11 protein-coding genes, 1 pseudogene and 1 riboswitch are annotated in these 17128 nt (G+C 66.1%); of the genes and pseudogenes, 6 read left to right on the top strand and 6 right to left on the bottom strand.

The window, feature by feature from the left end; all coding sequences use genetic code 11:
• Positions 1 to 82: 82 nt before the first annotated feature.
• The 3 genes from ACIPG5_RS16905 to ACIPG5_RS16895 all read right to left on the bottom strand — a co-directional run bounded on the left by ACIPG5_RS16905 (position 83) and on the right by ACIPG5_RS16895 (position 3052).
• Positions 83 to 1684: a response regulator gene (locus ACIPG5_RS16905; RefSeq protein ID WP_401376459.1), complete on the bottom strand. Its 1602-nt coding sequence runs from the start codon at positions 1682 to 1684 to the stop codon at positions 83 to 85.
• A 61-nt stretch (positions 1685 to 1745) separates the two neighbouring features.
• Complete coding sequence (tenA, locus tag ACIPG5_RS16900) at positions 1746 to 2402, bottom strand: thiaminase II (RefSeq protein ID WP_176511119.1); 657 nt, start codon at positions 2400 to 2402, stop codon at positions 1746 to 1748.
• Positions 2403 to 2404: 2 nt separating this feature from the next.
• Positions 2405 to 3052 carry a TenA family protein gene (locus ACIPG5_RS16895; protein WP_286914666.1) on the bottom strand — a complete coding sequence of 216 codons (648 nt, stop codon included), beginning with the start codon at positions 3050 to 3052 and terminating at the stop codon, positions 2405 to 2407.
• Positions 3053 to 3131: 79 nt separating this feature from the next.
• Positions 3132 to 3241, bottom strand: a riboswitch (TPP riboswitch).
• Between the two features lie 285 nt (positions 3242 to 3526).
• Here ACIPG5_RS16895 and ACIPG5_RS16890 point away from each other — a divergent pair.
• From ACIPG5_RS16890 to ACIPG5_RS16870, 5 genes are all read left to right on the top strand, one after another.
• Entirely contained in the window at positions 3527 to 6919 is a 3393-nt protein-coding gene (locus ACIPG5_RS16890; protein ID WP_401376455.1) for an Ig-like domain-containing protein, read from the top strand.
• A gap of 61 nt (positions 6920 to 6980) precedes the next feature.
• Entirely contained in the window at positions 6981 to 7976 is a 996-nt protein-coding gene (locus ACIPG5_RS16885) for an SCO family protein (RefSeq protein WP_401376453.1), read from the top strand.
• Positions 7977 to 8057: 81 nt separating this feature from the next.
• Complete coding sequence (locus ACIPG5_RS16880; protein WP_176511115.1) at positions 8058 to 10385, top strand: bifunctional diguanylate cyclase/phosphodiesterase; 2328 nt, start codon at positions 8058 to 8060, stop codon at positions 10383 to 10385.
• On the top strand, positions 10373 to 11245 hold the full coding sequence (locus ACIPG5_RS16875; protein ID WP_401376450.1) for a phosphate/phosphite/phosphonate ABC transporter substrate-binding protein: 873 nt from the start codon (positions 10373 to 10375) through the stop codon (positions 11243 to 11245). Before ACIPG5_RS16880 ends, ACIPG5_RS16875 begins: the two co-directional genes overlap by 13 nt.
• 121 nt (positions 11246 to 11366) lie before the next feature.
• On the top strand, positions 11367 to 12347 hold the full coding sequence (locus ACIPG5_RS16870) for a site-specific integrase (RefSeq protein WP_401376448.1): 981 nt from the start codon (positions 11367 to 11369) through the stop codon (positions 12345 to 12347).
• On the opposite strand, the gene ACIPG5_RS16865 is transcribed toward ACIPG5_RS16870, so the two are convergent.
• Positions 12337 to 13446 (bottom strand): SMP-30/gluconolactonase/LRE family protein, encoded by a 1110-nt coding sequence (locus tag ACIPG5_RS16865; RefSeq protein ID WP_373874185.1) that lies wholly within the window; start codon positions 13444 to 13446, stop codon positions 12337 to 12339. The genes ACIPG5_RS16870 and ACIPG5_RS16865 overlap by 11 nt on opposite strands.
• Positions 13447 to 13455: 9 nt before the next feature.
• Positions 13456 to 14061: pseudogene (locus ACIPG5_RS16860) on the bottom strand (SDR family NAD(P)-dependent oxidoreductase); the annotation flags it as partial.
• Between the two features lie 268 nt (positions 14062 to 14329).
• Here ACIPG5_RS16860 and ACIPG5_RS16855 point away from each other — a divergent pair.
• Positions 14330 to 15301, top strand: coding sequence for a LysR family transcriptional regulator (locus tag ACIPG5_RS16855; RefSeq protein WP_176511111.1), 972 nt, complete (start codon positions 14330 to 14332; stop codon positions 15299 to 15301).
• Here the strand turns inward: ACIPG5_RS16855 and asnB are convergent.
• Positions 15290 to 17125 (bottom strand): asparagine synthase (glutamine-hydrolyzing), encoded by a 1836-nt coding sequence (gene asnB / locus ACIPG5_RS16850; RefSeq protein ID WP_401376445.1) that lies wholly within the window; start codon positions 17123 to 17125, stop codon positions 15290 to 15292. The two genes, ACIPG5_RS16855 and asnB, sit on opposite strands and share 12 nt — an antisense overlap.
• Positions 17126 to 17128: the final 3 nt, after the last annotated feature.

Below are 17128 nucleotides of genomic sequence, written 5' to 3'. Positions count from 1 at the left end.
GCAACTCCTGAAAGGTTTCGAGTTGCACACAGGCTATTGGAGCCCTGGCGGGAAAGAACTCAGAGTCCTCCTGAAGCCGCCATCAGAGTTGTTCCTCAATGCCGCCCGCCTGGGGCAGGTTCAGTTCCAGCTCGAGCGCCAGCTGCTGTTCATGACAGCCGTGGGCGAAGTTGCCCTGCAGGTACTGCGCCACGCGCTGGCAATGGTTGAAGTCGATGACGCTCTGCGGCCCGGCTTGCCCGGTCAGCTCCAGCCGCGCCTGAACCTGGCCCTGGCCACGCACGCACATGTCCAGGTAGATCCAGGCCGGGTTCTCGGCGTCGATCCGAAACAGGCCGATGGCTGTGTTCATCCAGTCGCTGAAGGCTTCGGTGTCCAACCACACGCGTTGGGTATCGATGCGCCGCACGGCCAACAGTGACTGTGGGTGGCCGATGAGGCAGCGGCCGATGAACGCTGGCAGGTCACAGACCTGCGCATGCGGCGTACCGGCATGCTCCTGACGCTGCAGCCGCTGCAGGCGGTTGGTGAGGCTGGACAGCCCAGGGGTAGCGGGATGCAAGGCCAGTGCAGCAACGTTCTGCGCCAGCTCGCTCAGTGACGCGCGATAGAAATCTGCCTGTTGCTTTGCCTGGGCCTGGGCCGCGAGCCATTGGTCGCGCAACGTCACCAGTTGCCCTTCGCTGTCGGTGATGTCCTGCAAACCGCCCAGCACGCCGCAGGCATGCCCCTGGCTGTCGCGGTACGGCACCATCCAGTAGTGAATCACCCGGGCTTGGCCAAAAATCTCTACCCGTGTGGTGAGGGCCAACGGCGCACCTTCGAGGGCAATGCGGGCGAAGCCTTCGGGCAAGGTCTTGCGCACGGCCGGGGAAAACCAGCGGGCCTCGGCGAACCCCGAGCCCAAGGCTTCTTCGGCCGTGAGGCGGTAGTAATCGAGAAAAGGCTGGTTGCAAAACAGCAGCCGGCCCTCGGTGGTGCGCACGAACATGGGGTTGGGCGCGGCATCCACCAGGTTGCGCAACAGGCCCAACTCCGCCGGAAGCGCCTCGGCGGTCGTCGCCCCGCCGGCCTGCTGGCCCGCCACCAGGCCGTTGCGCCGGGCAATTTCGGCCAGCTCCACATTGGAGCTGACGTGGAGCTTTTCCAACAGGTGCGCCTTGTAGGTGCTGACGGTCTTGAAGCTGATGCGCAGCTGTTCGGCAATGCGCAGGTTCGAGCGCCCTTCGGCGATCAACTGCAACACCGCCGACTCGCGGGGTGTGAGGTTGTCCAGCTCGCTGCTGCCGCCCGGCTGCATGTACTCGCGGGCAAAATGGCCGCGGCCGGCCAAGACATCGGCGATCGCCTTGCGCAGGCTGGCCACCTCCTCGTGCTTGCCGACGAAACCACTGGCGCCGGCCTTGAAGCACAGCGGCGCGAAGTGCGCCGGGTTCTGCTGGCTGTAGACCAGCACCTTGTGGCTGGCATCGCGGGCGCGCAGGCGGCGCAGCAAATCCAGGCCGCCTGGCCCGGGCAAGGCGAGTTCCAGGATCACCAGGTGCGGGTTGCACTGCCGTGCCAGGGTCAGTGCCGTGGGCACGTCGGCCGCTTCCTGCACATCCCCATGCCCCATGTCCGCCAACAGGCTGCGCAACGCGCTGCGCACGATCGGCATGGCGTCGGCAATGAGCACTGTGGCCATCAGGTTTCTCCCTGGCTTGTCCATCGAGTGCTCAAAGCATAGGTGCAGCCCAGGCATTACATCAGCTGTGGTCCAGGCCCATCTGCCAGAAGTCCGCTTCCAGGCGCGATGCCTGGCCGAAAATCGCGGCCAGGTCGACGAAGCGCTGCTCGGTCATGCTCCGCGCTGCCAGCTCATCGAGGTGCTTGCGGGCTGCAGCGGCCACGCCCTGGTATGCCTCGCCGGCATACTCGCCAATCCATTCGCGGTAGGGGTGGTTGCCCAGGTCGCCGATCTGCTCGGTCAGGGCCTGGCCGATTTCTGCGTAGCCGATCACGCAGGGCGCCAGCGCCACGTGCAGTTCGAGCAGATCGCCCGCGGCGCCGCAGTCCAGCACGTAGCGGGTATAGGCGACGGTGGCCTGGTGCTCCGGCGCCGCTTGGATATCGGCCTGGGTCAGCCCCCAGCGGGCGCACAGGCGCAGGTGCAGTTCGGTTTCATCGAGGATGGCCGCAAGGCCGGCCTGGGCGGCGCGGATATCGGCGGGCAGGCGGCTTTTGTAGGCGGCCAGCGCCCAGGCCCGGGCGAACTGGATGAGGAACAGGTAATCCTGCACCAGGTAGGTACGGAACGCCGCTTCCGGCAAGGTGCCCTCGCCCATCTGGCGGACGAAATCGTGGTCGACGTAGCTGGCCCATTGCGGCGCGGCGGCCGCTTTCAGGCGTGCAAAGATATCCATGGTCAAGCGTGCTCCTCGTAGATGGCGTCGAAGAAGGCCAGTTCCAGCGCCACGCTGCGCGCGTAGAAATCGCGGCTCAGTTCAGCTTCCTGTGGGCCCACCCGGTCCAGTTCCGCTTGCAGGAAGGCGACGAAATCGGCAAACGCCGGGTTGTCGTGCAGGGTGATCCATTCGGCGTGGACGAAATTGGCCGGCAGCGGCTTGGGCGCCTTGAGTGCCCAGTCCAGGTACAGCCCTTCGGCGACGTTGAGCACAGCCAGAGCGGCGGCGTAGGAACGGGTGGCGGCCGCTTCGCGCATGATCGCCTTGAAGCCTGCGGTGGGCACAGTGTCCTTCGGCTCGGTGCGTTGCGCCGGGCTCACGTCCAGGGCCTCGAAGGCGCGCAGGAAGTAGGTGTTCTCGTCGCTGCAGATCATGCCGGCGAAGCGGCCCAGGCGCAGGCGTGCGTCGAAGGTGTCGGCCGTGGCGATGGCGGCGCCGAGCAGGGTCACGAAGCTGTCGATGAAGCGGTGGTCCTGGACCAGGTAGCGGACCATGATCGGGTCGGCCACGCTGCCGTCGCAAAGCTCGGTGACGAAGCGGTGGCCAACGGCGGCCGACCAGGTTGGCTGGTTCTGGCGACGCAGGGTTTCGCTGAAGCGTTCGGTCAAGATGCTGTCCTCCATGGGGGTGACAGCGAGACCGTTCGGGTTGGGCATGAAGCGGCCTCGCAGTGAGGCCGGCAAAAAGGCAGGTCGGCAGTCCCATCCCTTCGCCGGCATGATCCGGATCAGGTTCGAAGGGTCACCGCGCTTGTCAGCGGTTTCTCAGCCCTCTGCCGGGCTCCCCTTGGTGGCCAGCAGATATACAGCAGGTTGGCCAGCGCGCCAAGCATCATTTCCCTCTGCCCCTGTTTCAAAAATGGCTAAGGGCCCACCGAAACTGGGCCTCGCCCACCCCATTTGCGGGGGCCAATCCCCAATCGTTGACACCCCATTGTTTGGTGCGCCTGAGGTTTTGCCTGGTTTTGTATGACAAAGCATTACCGACATCGCAATTGGCACAGCCGTTGCTCAAGCCCTTGGAAAGGGGCAATACGCCATTGATGGCACTTAGCCATTACGTTGCGAATGAGGCATCCGGCAATGAAAAGACATGCCACCTTCCACAGCACGCACCACGCCTTCAAATCGACTGCAGCCGCGGCACTGGTGATCAGCCTGGGCCTGGGTTGCGCCAGGGCCTCTTCGCTGGACGACGTGAGCGAGCCCGCGCCTACGGACCCTTCGCACTACGACGACCAACCCACCGACCCCAACCCGGCCCTGCTCAAGCTCTTCACCCTGCCCGAGGCCAACGAGGGTTCGCTGGAACTCCAGAACGGCGCCTACGGCGACCGCGCCAGCAACCGTGTCGACAACGTGCTGCCACCCGCGCTGCAAACCTCCCGCAACTATCCCACCAACGGCAAGCCCAGCCCGCTGTTTGGCGCCCAGCCGTTCACCCAGCTACTGCTGCTGTTCGAAGAGTTCGGCCCGGAACGCCTCGACCCCGCCCTGCCGCCACCGAGTTTGACGTTCCCGGTGCCGACCCTGGGCGCGGCGCCCGCCCAGGACCCGGATGTAATCGCCCGCAGCAGCCCGAACGGTAACGCCCTGGAAGCCTTCCTCAAGCAACCGGGCCTGTACCCCTTCCCGAGCCAATACGCCAACGTGCTCGACCGCAACCCGTGGAAGGCGCAGATCGAGTTGTTTCTCAACCGTAACTCGGTGGGCTCGCCGGCCGAAGGCCGGCCACCCGGAAAAGGCTGGTCGCACCAACGCTGGAACGAGTTCTACCCCCAGGCGGCGTTCAAGACCGCGCAGGCCGGTGCCCGCATCAACCAGGGGCTGCGTGATCGCAAGCAGCTGCACAACTATGCCGTGGGCGAGTTCGGGCCGGGCGGGCTGTATTACCAAACCTCCGATATCCCCACCACCATCGGCACCACCAAGGGCATCGACCCACGCTTTCACCCCAACTTTCCGCAGCAGAACCACAAGTCGCTGTGGACCTTCGACGGCACCTTCCCACCCAAGCTGCTGATGGTGCGCTATGGCCAGCCGGTCCTCATGCGCCACTACAACGCGCTGCCGATCGACCCGGCGGCCAACGCAGGTTTCGGCCTGCACACCCTCTCCACCCACGAGCACAACGGCCATTCCCCGGCCGAGAGCGATGGGTTTGCCAACGCCTACTTCTTCCCCGGCCAGTATTACGACTACCGCTGGCCGGTGCAGCTGGCGGGCTACGACACCATCAACAGCCGCGCCCAGGACCCCCGCGCGGCCTTCCCTTGCGCGCCCGGCGAAACCCTGTATGTCAATGATGCCGCGCCCGGCATCAAGACGTGCGAAAACGGCAGCATCAAGATTCGTGGCGACTGGCGCGAAACCATGAGCACTCACTGGTTCCACGACCACATGCTGGATTTCACCGCACAGAACGTCTACAAGGGCAACGCGGCGATGATGAACTACTACAGTGCCCTGGACCGTGGCAACGAAGCCCTGCAGGACGGCGTCAACCTGCGCTTTCCCAGCGGCGCCGGCATGCCCTGGGGCAACCGCGACTACGACGTCAACCTGGTGGTGGCCGACAAGGCCTGGGATCAGAACGGCCAGCTGTGGTTCAACCCGTTCAACACCGATGGCTTTCTCGGCGACCAGATCCTGGTCAACTGGCAGTACCAGCCCAAACTCAAGGTGCGCGCGCGCAGCTACCGCTTTCGCATCCTCAACGGCTCGGTGTCGCGCTACTTCAAGTTTGCCGTGGTGCGTGAAATCGCCGGCAACAGTGGCGAATTCAAGGGGCCGCCTGGCGCCAACCTGTCCTATGCGCGGGTGCCGTTCCACCTGATCGCCAACGACGGCAACATCATGGAACACGCCATCCCGTTCGACGGCAGCATGGACCTCAACGGCGACGGCAACCTGCAGGACAACAACGCCATCCTGCCCCTGCAAGGCATCGCCGAGCGCTACGACATCATCATCAACTTCGCCAAGCACGGCATCCAACCGGGCGACAAGCTGTACTTCGTCAACCTGATGGAGCACGACACCGGCAAAGGCCCGAAGCAGGTGATTTCGCTGGCCGATGTGCTCTCCGAGAAGTACAAGGCGGTGATCAAGCAGACCAGCAACGGGCCTGAATGGGACAAGGGCGACCCGGTGGTCGGCAAGTTCATGCAGTTGTGGGTACAGCCCTACAGCGGCCAGGACCTGGCCATGGACCCCAGTGCCTACGAGCCGGCCAAGCCGGGCAAGGCCGAGGGCCTGAAGATGATCCCGCTGACCATCGACCGCAACGCTGCTGCCGACAAGGACAGGCTCAAGGCCGCCCGCCACCGCGAGTTCATCTTCGGCCGCTCCGACGGCACCGACAGCGCGCCCTGGACCATCAAGACCGACGGCGGTTTTGGCTACAGCATGGACCCCCGGCGCATCACCGCCGCGGCGAAGCTCTCGAGCGAAGCCACCGATGGCGGCTTCAGCGGCGACGGCACCCTGGAAGTGTGGAAGATCAAGAACGGCGGCAATGGCTGGAGCCATCCGGTGCACGTGCACTTCGAGGAAGGGGTGATACTCAGCCGCGACGGCAAGGCGCCGCCGGAGTGGGAAAAATGGGCACGCAAGGACGTCTACCGCATCGGCCCAGACGCCGACTCATCCCAGGACGTGGAAATGGCCATCCGCTTTCGCGAGTTCGCCGGCACCTACATGGAGCACTGCCACAACACCCAGCATGAAGACTCCTCGATGCTGCTGCGCTGGGACATCGAGCACCCTGGCCAGTTCCAGGTGATGCCGACCCCGCTACCCGGTTGGGATGGCGTGCAATACATGGCCTCGGTGGGCCTGCCGACCTTCCGTAGCGCCGGCAGCAACAGCGGTGGCGACGATGCCAGCAACCAGCCGCCGGTGGCGGTGAACGACACGGCCGCGACCACGGCGGGCAAGCCGATCGTGCTGAATGTGCTGGCCAACGACAGCGACCCCGAGCGCAACCTGCCCTTGACCGTCAGTGGCCTCAGCCAGCCGGACTCCGGGCAAGGCTCGGTCAGCACCGACGCCACCCTGGTGACCTATACCCCACCGGCCACGGTCGCCACGCCGTTCACCGCCAGCTTCAACTACTCGGCGCGCGACGCCAAGGGCGCCGAGTCGCGGGTACCGGCCACGGTGAACATCGCGGTTGGCCCGGCAGTGGCGAAGGATGATGTGCAGGTCAGCAGTGCCACGGTGCAGGTGCGTAGCAACAGCCGTTACACCTGGGACCTTTCCGGTACCACCTCGGTGGCCACCGGCAACAGCATCAGTGTCACGGCCAACACCAGCAGCGGGCCGTTGGCGCTGGGTACGGCGACCCTCACTGCAGCCACCAGCGGCGCACGGTGGCGGCTGTCGGCGACGACCAACGGCAATGCACCGGCTGCGACAGTGACCGTGAAGTCGGCGCTGGGCCAGAGCGTGACCGTACCCATCAGCGTGAAGTGACGGCGGGCCGCTTAGCGGCCTATCGCCGGCAAGCCCTGAAGACCCTGAAGAGGACTGCATCATGACCGGCGCATGGCGTGTTCTGCTCGCACTCTCCCTGTTTGCGGCCAGCACGCACTACTGGCCGCTGCAACCGGCCCTCTGCGCCCAGCCGCAGATCCCGCCCCAAGCCGCCACGCCCTGGGGCGGCAACTACTTCCCCAACACCCCGCTGGTGACCCAGGACGGCCAGCAGGTGCGTTTCTACGACGACCTGATAAAAGACAAGGTGGTGGCCATCAACTTCATCTTCACCGGCTGCGCCGATTCCTGCCCGGTGGAAACCGCGCGCCTGCGCCAGGTGCAGAAGATTCTCGGCGACCGCGTGGGCAAGGACATTTTCTTCTACTCGATCAGCATCGACCCTTACAACGACACACCGGCCACCCTCAAGCGTTATGCCGAGAAGTTCGCCATCGGCCCCGGCTGGACCCTGCTCACGGGCAAGCCCGAAGACATCGAACAGCTGCGCCGGCGCCTGGGCCTGTACATAGACGGCCTGGAAAACGGCCGCTCGAAAGACCACAACCTGAGCCTGATCATCGGCAACCAGGCCACCGGCCGCTGGATGAAGGCCTCACCCTTCGAAAGCCCGTACATCCTCGCCGACCGGCTGGGCAACAGCCTGCACAACTGGAAGCAGGCCAGCGCCACCCCCAACGACTACGCCGATGCCCCGCAAATCCGCCCACCCAGCAGCGGCGAACAGATTTTTCGCACCCGCTGCTCGTCCTGCCATACGGTGGGCAACAGCGAGCCCGGGCAACCCGTCCTTGGCCCCGACCTGCTGGGGGTGACGGCGCAACGTGAGCCCGGCTGGCTGGCGCGCTGGCTGAAGGAGCCAGACCGGATGCTGGCCGAAAAAGACCCGCTGGCAACGTTGCTCTATGAGCAGTACAAGCGCCTGGCCATGCCCAACATGCGCCTGGGCGACGCCGAGGTCAGCGCCCTGCTCAGCTACCTGCAGGAAGAAACCGCCCGGCTCCAGGCGCCGCTGGCAGACCGGGGAAAACCCTAGAGGCAAATCGCCACCAGTCATGAGCCTGTCATCTGCCTGTCGTATTTTTTCGGCCACTACCCAGGGTCGGGAATACCAGCAGTGATACGCCGTTCGCTCTCCTCTACTGGCCTTTTGCGCCTGTTGATCCTGATGCTGTGTGCCGCCACCCTGACCTTCCTCTGGGGGCTGTACTTCAGCCAGAAGGCGGCCGCGCGCCAGGATGCGCTGTCGGCCAAGGCCGCCGAGCACCTGAACCTGGCCAGCGTGGTTGCCGAGAACCTGCGCCAGCTGGTCGACCGCGCCCAGGCCGTGGGCCGCGTGACCCAGGAGGACATGAAGGTACTGCGCCAGGACAACCTGAGCCTGGCCCGCCTGCTCGCCGAAGACCCGGTGTTCAAGCGCATGAGCCTGTACGACCGCCAGGGCCGGCTGCTCTCGGCCAGCCACGGCGACGAGGCCACGCAGCTGCCGGCCGACTGGCTGCGGCAACTGAGCCTGCACGTTGCCCACTACGGCTTCAAACCCTTGCTGCCGCGCATCGCCGCCGACAACACCCCCGCCCCGCTGCCGAACTGGCGCCTGCCGTTCCTGCTGCCGCTGACCAACCTGCCGGGCCGCGAGGTCGACCACATCCTCGTGGTGCAGGTCGACATCGGCTACCTGGCGGTGCTGTTCCAACACATCGACCTGGGCAGCAGCGGGCTGATGCGCCTGCTGCAGGACGACGGCGAGGAGCGCCTGCGCATCGACAGCAGCGGCGTGGTGGTGGCCGACGACAGCTTCGAACCCGGCCTGCAGGGCAGCGACAACGCCTCCGGCCTGCTCACCCAGTACGCCGCCGGCAACGCCTACCAGAGCCTGTACCGGCGCGTTGCCGAGCGCGGTTTCAGCGTGGTCGTCAGCCAGCGCTACGACGAGATCCTCGGGCCGTCCGCGCTTGCCTACTCGCGCCAGTTCTGGCTGAACCTGAGCATGACCCTGATGATTCTCGCAAGCCTCGCCTGGACCTTGCGCCTGCTGCGCAAGCGCCAGGAGGCGTTCAGCGCCCTGGAGCATGCCCAGCAGGTCAACCAGCAACTGATCGGGCGCCTGGAGGACGAGCACCGGCGCAGCAGCCATGCCGCCGCCACCGACCACCTCAGTGGCCTGCACAACCGCCGCCAGTTCGTCGAAGTGGCAGGCCAGGCCCTGACCCGCCAGCGCGGCAAGCGCCAACTGATGGCGATCCTGTTCATCGACATGGACCGCTTCAAGTCGATCAACGACTCGCTCGGGCACAAGATCGGCGACCTGCTGCTGCAGGCCGTGGCCGGGCGCATCCAGCGTCTGCTCGAGCCCGGTGACGAGGCCTCGCGTTTCGGCGGCGACGAGTTCGTCGTGCTGCTGGCCGGCGAGCGCAGCGAAGAGCAGATAAACGCCTGGGTGCGCAGCCTGGTGCAAAAGCTCTCGGCCACTTATGCCCTCGACGGCCAGGAGGTCAACACCAGCCCCAGCGTCGGCGTCAGCATCTGCCCGCGCGATGGCCAGGAAATCGACAGCCTGATCCGCTTCGCCGATGCCGCCATGTATTCGGCCAAGCAGGCCGGGCGCGCCCAATACCGCTTCTTCGACCCGTCGCTGAATCTATCCGACATCCAGGCCTTTACCCTGGAGCAGGCGTTCGGCAGCGCCCTGGCCGGGCGCCAGTTCGTGCTCCACTACCAGCCGCAGATTCGCCTGGATACCCAGCGCGTGCTGGGCTACGAAGCGCTGGTGCGCTGGGACCACCCCGAGTTCGGCCTGCTCTACCCGGACCGTTTCATCGACCTGGCCGAGCGCAGCGGCTTCATCATCGAGCTGGGCTGGGAAGTGTTGCGCCTGGCCTGCGAAGAGCTGGCCCGCTGGGCCGCCCAGGGCCGCGACAGCCGCCTGGCGGTGAATGTGTCGGCGCTGCAGCTGCGCCAGGCGGATTTCAGCACGCGCCTGCTGGCCAAGCTGCAGTTGCACGGCATCGCCCCGCAGCGCCTGGAGCTGGAGATCACCGAAACCACCATCCTCGACCCGGAAGGCACCGCCGTCGACCACCTGCAGCGTTTGCGCGCGGCGGGCCTGGGCATCAGCCTGGACGACTTTGGCCGCGGCTATGCCGGCTTCGCCCACCTGCAGTCGCTGCCGTTGAGCAAGCTGAAGATCGACCGCTCGCTGATTGCGCCGCTGTCCAACAGCTACGACGACAGCCCGATCGTCTCCTCGACCATCATCCTGGCCAAGCGCCTGGGGCTGGAAGTGGTGGCCGAAGGCGTCGAGACCCGCGAGCAGGTGGTGTGCCTGAAGCTGGCCGGCTGCGACATCGCCCAGGGTTACCACTTCAGCCGGCCGCTGTCGCCGGCGCAGTTGCGCGACTACCCGCCCTTCAACGGCATCGAGGAAAAGTCATGCGTGTTGTGAAGGCCGTGGCCGGGCTGCTGCTGGCCAGCCTCCTGGCCGGCCCCGCGCTGGCCGACTGCACCCCGCGCAGCCTGCGCCTGGCGGTGATCCCGATCAAGGCTGCGCAGGACATGGTGCGCGAGCACCAACCGCTGCTGCGGCGCTTGAGCGAGGCGGCGGGAGTGCCGGTGGAGCTGGTGCTTGCCGCTTCTTATGAAAGCGTGGTCGATGCCATCGTTTCCGGCGGCGCCGACATCGCCCGGCTGGGCCCGGCCTCCTACGTCCTGGCGCAGCGCCGAGACCCCGGCATCGAGCCGTTCGCCACCTTTACCTTGAGCGCAGGCCCCTTCACGCCGGCGGGCAGCCACTACCAGGCGCTGCTGCTGACCCGCGCCGATGAGCCTGATGACCTGGAGCGCCTGCGCGGCAAGCGCGTGGCCTTGAGCGACCCGGCCAGCACCTCCGGCAGCCTGGTGCCGAACATGGAGTTCCCGCGGCAGGTGGGCGTGCCGCTGGCGCGATTCTTTGCTGCGCTGGTGTATGCCGGCAACCACGACAACGCGCTGCAGGCGCTGCTCGATGGCCGGGTGGATGCCGCCTTCGTGGCCAGTGAGCGGGCGGATGCATTCCTGGCACGGCAAGGGTTGGCAGGGACGGCGCTGAAGGTGCTATGGCGTTCGCAGCCGATCTATTACGACCCCTATGTGTTCAGCGCCGGCTTGTGCCCGGCGCTGAAGGCACGCATCCGCAAGGCGATGCTTGAAGAGCCCCAGGCATTGGCGGGGTTCGTCGCGTCCCAGGATGCCAGTGGCCTGGTGCCGGTGAGCAAGGCCGAATATGCGCCGCTGCAACAGATGATGGATGCCGCAGTGCCGCGCTGACGGGGTGATGCCTTATCGCCGGCAAGCCGGCTCCCACAGCGATCTCCAGTGCCCATGCGATCGGTGTGGGAGCCGGCTGCCGGCGATAAGGCCCAGGACAGAAACGCCTGCAGGGTTTAAGGTGTCGCCACCACACACCGACACCAGCACCATGACCGACATCGAGCGCTACGTCCGCGCCGCCACCCGTGACAACACCCGGCGCAGCTACCAGGCCGCCATCGAGCATTTCGAGGCGCACTGGGGCGGCTTTCTGCCGGCCACCGCCGAGAGCATCGCCCGCTATTTGGCCGACCACGCCGAACAACACGCAGTCAGCACCTTGCGCCAACGCCTGGCGGCGATCAGCCAGTGGCACATCAGCCAAGGCTTCCCCGACCCGACCAAGGCCCCCTTGGTGCGCCAGGTCCTGCGGGGCATCCGCACCCTGCACCCAACCCCGCCCAAACAGGCCGCGCCACTGCTGTTGCAGCACCTGCAAAGCGCCGTGGCACGCTTCGAAGAAGAGGCGCGCCAGGCCCGCGAGCAGCACGACTTGCCCGCCCTGCGCCGCGCGCGGCGCGATGCGGCCTTGCTGCTGCTGGGCTTCTGGCGGGGTTTTCGGGGGGACGAACTGGCGCGCCTGCGCGTGGAGCACATCCAGGCCCAAGCGGGTGTCGGCATCACCCTGTTCCTGCCGCGCAGCAAGGGCGACCGCGAGGCGCTGGGCGTGCAGCACCGCACGCCGGCGCTCAAGGCTCTGTGCCCGGTCAGCGCCTACCTGCAGTGGATCGAAGTGGCCGGCATCGCCCACGGCCCGGTGTTTCGCAAGCTCGACCGCTGGGGCAACCTGGGCGATGCCGCGCTCAACAGCAACAGCCTGGTCGGCCTGCTGCGGCGCATGCTCGAACGCGCCGGGGTGCCGGCGGCGCTGTACACCGGCCATTCCCTGCGCCGCGGCTTTGCCACCTGGGCCACGGCCAACGGCTGGGAATTGAAGTCGCTGATGAGCTATGTGGGCTGGAAGGATGCCAAGTCGGCGCTGCGCTACATCGACTCGGCGCAACGCTTCGGCGAGCTGGCCGTGCTACCGGCCAGCCCCGCGCAACAGCTCATTCCTTGAAGGCGAAGCGCTCAATGCCGCCGATTTCCGGGCGAATGGCGTAGAGGTCGCCGGCATCCGGGTAGTGCCGCAGCTCGGCCGGCGACATGCCGACGCGCGCGGTGGTGATGTACAGCGTGTCCAGGGCCGGGCCACCGAAGCAGCAGCTGGTCGGGCGCGGCACGGGCATCACCACCTGGTCGGTGAGGTGGCCGTTGCGGTCGTAACGCAGCAGGCAGCTGCCATTGAACTGGCACACCCACAAGCCCCCTTCACGGTCCAGCGCGATGCCATCAGGGCGGCCCAGTTCGGCCGGGGTCTCGGCGAACAGCGTGACCTGTTCCAGGCGGCCCTCTTCCAGGTACTCGGCGCGGTAGATCGAGCGGCTGACCGAATCGACGAAGAACACGGTCTTGCCATCCTCGGACCAGGTCAGGCCGTTGGGCAAGGCCAGGCCATCGTGGATCACTTCGTCGTGCAACTCGGCGTCGAAACGGAACAGCGCACCAGTCTTGCCGCTTGGCCCCTCGTCCATCAGGCCGGTGACGAAACGCCCCTGGGGGTCGCAGGCGCCATCGTTGAAGCGGTAGCTGGAGCGGTGATGCACCGAGGCCGAGTACTGGCGCACCTTGCCCGGCATCACATCGAGGATGGCGACGCTGGCGTCTTCGGTGAAGATCAGGTTGCCCTGGTCGGTCAGGGCCAGGGCGCCGATGCGCGCGGCAGACTCGTACAGCACCTCGATTTCGCCTTCCGGCTGCAGGCGGTGGATGCGCCCGCCGGTGATGTCGACGAAATACAGGGCGCCGCTGCGGGCATCCCAGACCGGGCTCTCGCCCAGGTCGGTGCGGGTGTTGGCGACCTTGTACGGCAGGTAATGGCATTCCTTGATGCTGCTCCAGCGCTCGGCCACCTCGGCCAGGCTCGAGGCTTCGACCCGCGCCAGGTCGCGCGGGTAGCTCACGCCGCTGTTCTCGCTAAAACGGGTGGCGGTGAACTGGCCGTTGCTGGCACGCAGGATGTAACCGGTGTCGCGGCACAGTTCGCTGGCCAGGTACAGCACCCCCGGGGTGACCCACTCGGGCTTGAGCTCTTCAGGCGGCAGGGTCACACCCCACATGCGGGTCTTGGCCACCGGCGAAATCGCGTTGACCAGGATGCCGTGGGCCAGGCCCTCCATGCTCAGGGCATTCATGATGCCCACCTGGGCCATCTTGCCCGCCGAATAGGCCACCAGCCCAGGCTGCGCGTAACGCTGGTACATGGCGCGGTCGGAGGTAGTGAGCACGATGCGCGGCGCCGCAGACGCCTTGAGGTGCTTCCAGGCATGCTTGGCCAGCCACACCGGGGCATGCACGCTGATGCCCAGGGCACGTTCGAGAAACGCCTGCTCCTGGGTTTCGATGCCCTGGTAGTCGACCCAGCCGGCGTTGTGGATGAGGATGTCCAGCGCGCCGAAGTGGCTGACGGCAAGCTCCACCAGTTGCTGGCACTCGTCTTCGTTTTCCAGGTGGCCGACGTGGGCGATCACTTCATGGCCCTTGGCCTGCAGGGTTTGCAGGGCCACGCTGACCGCCGCCGGATCCTGGCCTTCGCCGGAGCGATCGGTGCCCAGGTCACTGATGACCACCCGGGCACCGCGTGCGGCCAGGGCCGCCGCATAATCCAGGCCAAGGCCCTGGGCAGCACCGGTGACAATGGCAACTTTGTTCTTGAAAGGGTCTGTGCTTGGCATTGTGCTGCTCTTCCGATTCTCCTTTTTACGATAACAATAAAAAAATCAATGACTTAATATTAAAAGCATGCAACTTTGATATCTCCGGGATATCACGTCTGCCCTCGCCTGCCGCCGTACCTCGGCCAGTACCGTGATTGCCCTACAACCACCGTTTACCGCAGAGGCTTTGTCGCCGCGATGCCACGCACTATCATGGCCGCCTTGCAGGGTCGGCCGCAGGGGTTCGCCTTCCAGGCCCCCGTTCGACTCGATGAAGGAACGTAGAATGATCGAGACACGTTTGCTCAGGCAGTTCATTGCCGTGGCCGAGGAGCTGCACTTTCACAAGGCAGCCATTCGCCTGCACATGGCGCAGCCACCCCTGAGCCAGGCGATCAACCGACTCGAAGAGAAGCTGGGCTTCAGCCTGTTCCTGCGCAACAAACGTGGGGTCAAGCTGACCGCGGCCGGCATGGCGTTCCTGGAAACCGCCTACCGCACGCTCAAGGAGCTCGAGCAAGGCATCGAGTACGCGCGCAACGTCTCCGAGGGCATCTGCGGCAAGCTGACCATCACCGCCATTTCCATCGCCTACTACGAGTCGCTGCTCAACACCCTGAAGAAATTCCGCGAAATCTACCCGAACGTGCGGCTAACCATCCGCGAAATGCCGTCGGCGTCCCAGGCCAAGGCATTGATGGCCGGCGAGGCGGACATCGGCTTCATGCGCAAGCTGCCCATGCCGCCGGACACCATCGAATCGCGCCTGCTGCTCAACGAGCAGATCGTCATGGCCCTGCCCAGCAGCCATCCCAAGGCCAACCACAGCATGGTCGACCTGCGCGACTTCGCCGAAGAAGACTTCGTGTTCACCCCGCAGGCACTGGGCAGCGGCTACCACAGCCAGCTCATCGCCCTGTGCGAATCGGCCGGTTTCTACCCCAAGGTGGTCCAGGAAGCGGCGCAGATCCACACCCTCATCGGCCTGGTGGCCTGTGGCTTCGGGGTTGCCCTGGTGCCGGAGTCGATTGCCTACTCCACCCTGCGCGACCGCGTGCAGTTCCGCCCGATCCGGCCGATCAAGGACCAGCCCACGCCGACCATGGGCCTGTACATGAACTGGAACATCCAGAATGCCTCCCCAGCCCTGGGCAGCTTCATTTCCATGCTCGACCTGGGGGCGCCACGGCGCTTCGCCGATACCATCCAGAACCCGGTGATCCTGGATGGCAGCGAGCGGCCCGAGCTACACCGCTAAGCGGTAATCGCGCAACCAGGTGGCCAGGGCCAGCGCCGTCTCCAGGTTGTTGCGCCGCAGTTGCGAATTGAAATAGCCCTCTGGCTGCTGCAGTTCAGCCGCCAGGCGCGCCCGGTCGATGACCTGGAACACCGGGCTGCCCGCCTCCCCCAGCAATTGCCGCACTTGCCCGCGCAGGAACTGCTCGTAGGCCAGGTTGGCCGAGGTCGGATACGGGCTCTTGCGCCGCTGCAGCACCGCCGGCGGCAGCAGGTCGGCGCAGGCCTGCTTGAGCAGCCACTTTTCCTCGCCGCCCTTGCCCTTGATCGCCCAGGGCACGTTGTAGACGTACTCCACCAGTTCATGGTCGGTAAACGGCACCCGCACTTCCAGGCTGGCCGCCATGCTCAGGCGATCCTTGCGGTCGAGCAAGATTGGCAGCCAGCGCTGCAGGTGCATGTGGCACAGCTCGCGCATGCGCCGCTCCTGCGGGCTGTCGCCGGCCAGGTGCTCGACGCTGTCCAGCGCCTGGTGGTAGCAGCTGTCCTGGTACTGGGCGAAGTCGCACAGGCGGTTGAACTCGGGGTTGATCAGCTGCGGCTGCAGCAACTGCATGCGCGACAGCCACGGGAAACGCGGCGCCGCCACGGCCTGCGGGTCGCGGAACCAGGCATAGCCGCCGAACACCTCATCCGCCGCCTCGCCGGAGATGGCCACCGTGGAATGCTCGCGGATGGCCTTGAACAGCAGGTACAGCGAGGTGTCCACGTCGCCGAAGGTGGCCGCCGAGTCATTGGCCCGGTACACCGCCAGGCGGGCCGCCTCGGCCACCAGCTCGCGGTTGTCGATGAGGATGGTCTGGTGCTGGCTGCCGATGTGCTCGGCGGCGGCCAGGGCGTAGGGCTGGTCGCGCTCGGGGCGGAACGCATCGCCCTGGAACTGCTCGGCCTGGCCGACGAAATCCACCGAGAACGAATTGACCTTGCCGCCTTGCGCGGCCGCCAGGCGCTGTTGCGCCATGGCCGTCAGGGCGGTGGAGTCCAGCCCGCCAGAGAGCAGCGAACAGACCGGCACATCGGCGTACAGCTGCTCGCCCAGGGCCTTGCCCAGCAGCTCGCGGGTGCGCTGCACGGTGGTTTGCAGGTCATCCTGATGCTCGCGCCGCTGCAGCTGCCAGTAGCGGCTGAGCTTGGGCTGGCCATTGGGGCGCCAGGACAGGCGATGCCCCGGAGGCAGTTCGTCGACCCCGCGCAGCGCCGTGCGCACGCTGCCGCGCGACAGGCTCAAGGCATCCACCAGGCCCACCACGTCCAGGGCGCGGGTGAATTCCGGGTGAGCGAGGATCGCCTTGATTTCCGAGCCGAACAGCACGCCCTGCTGATGCCGGGCGTAGTACAGCGGCTTGACCCCCAGGCGGTCGCGCACCAGCAGAAAGTGCCCGTCGCGCCCGTCGAACACGGCGAAGGCAAACATCCCGGTCAAGTGCTCGCAGCACTGCTCGCCCCATTCCAGGTAGGCGTGCAGCACCACCTCGGTGTCGCTGCGGGTATGGAACTGGTGGCCCGCCTTGCGTAGCCGCTCACGCAGTTCATTGTGGTTATAGACCTCGCCGGTGTAGACCAGGGTGACGTGCTCGCCACTGGCGCAGCGGTAAGTCATCGGCTGCACGCCACCGCTGAGGTCGATGATCGCCAGCCGCCGGTGGCCCAGCAAGGCGTGGCGGTGCTGCCAGGTGCCGCGGGCGTCAGGCCCGCGCAAAGCCAGGGTATCGGTCATGGCATCGAGCGCCTGGCCGGCCTGGGTCAGGTCGCGGGTGTAGTCCACCCAGCCTGTGATTCCGCACATGTG

It is taken from the genome of Pseudomonas sp. NPDC087029 (genome assembly GCF_044745345.1).
Classification (GTDB): domain Bacteria; phylum Pseudomonadota; class Gammaproteobacteria; order Pseudomonadales; family Pseudomonadaceae; genus Aquipseudomonas; species Aquipseudomonas faucium.
This window is presented reverse-complemented; position numbering and strand designations above follow the sequence as displayed.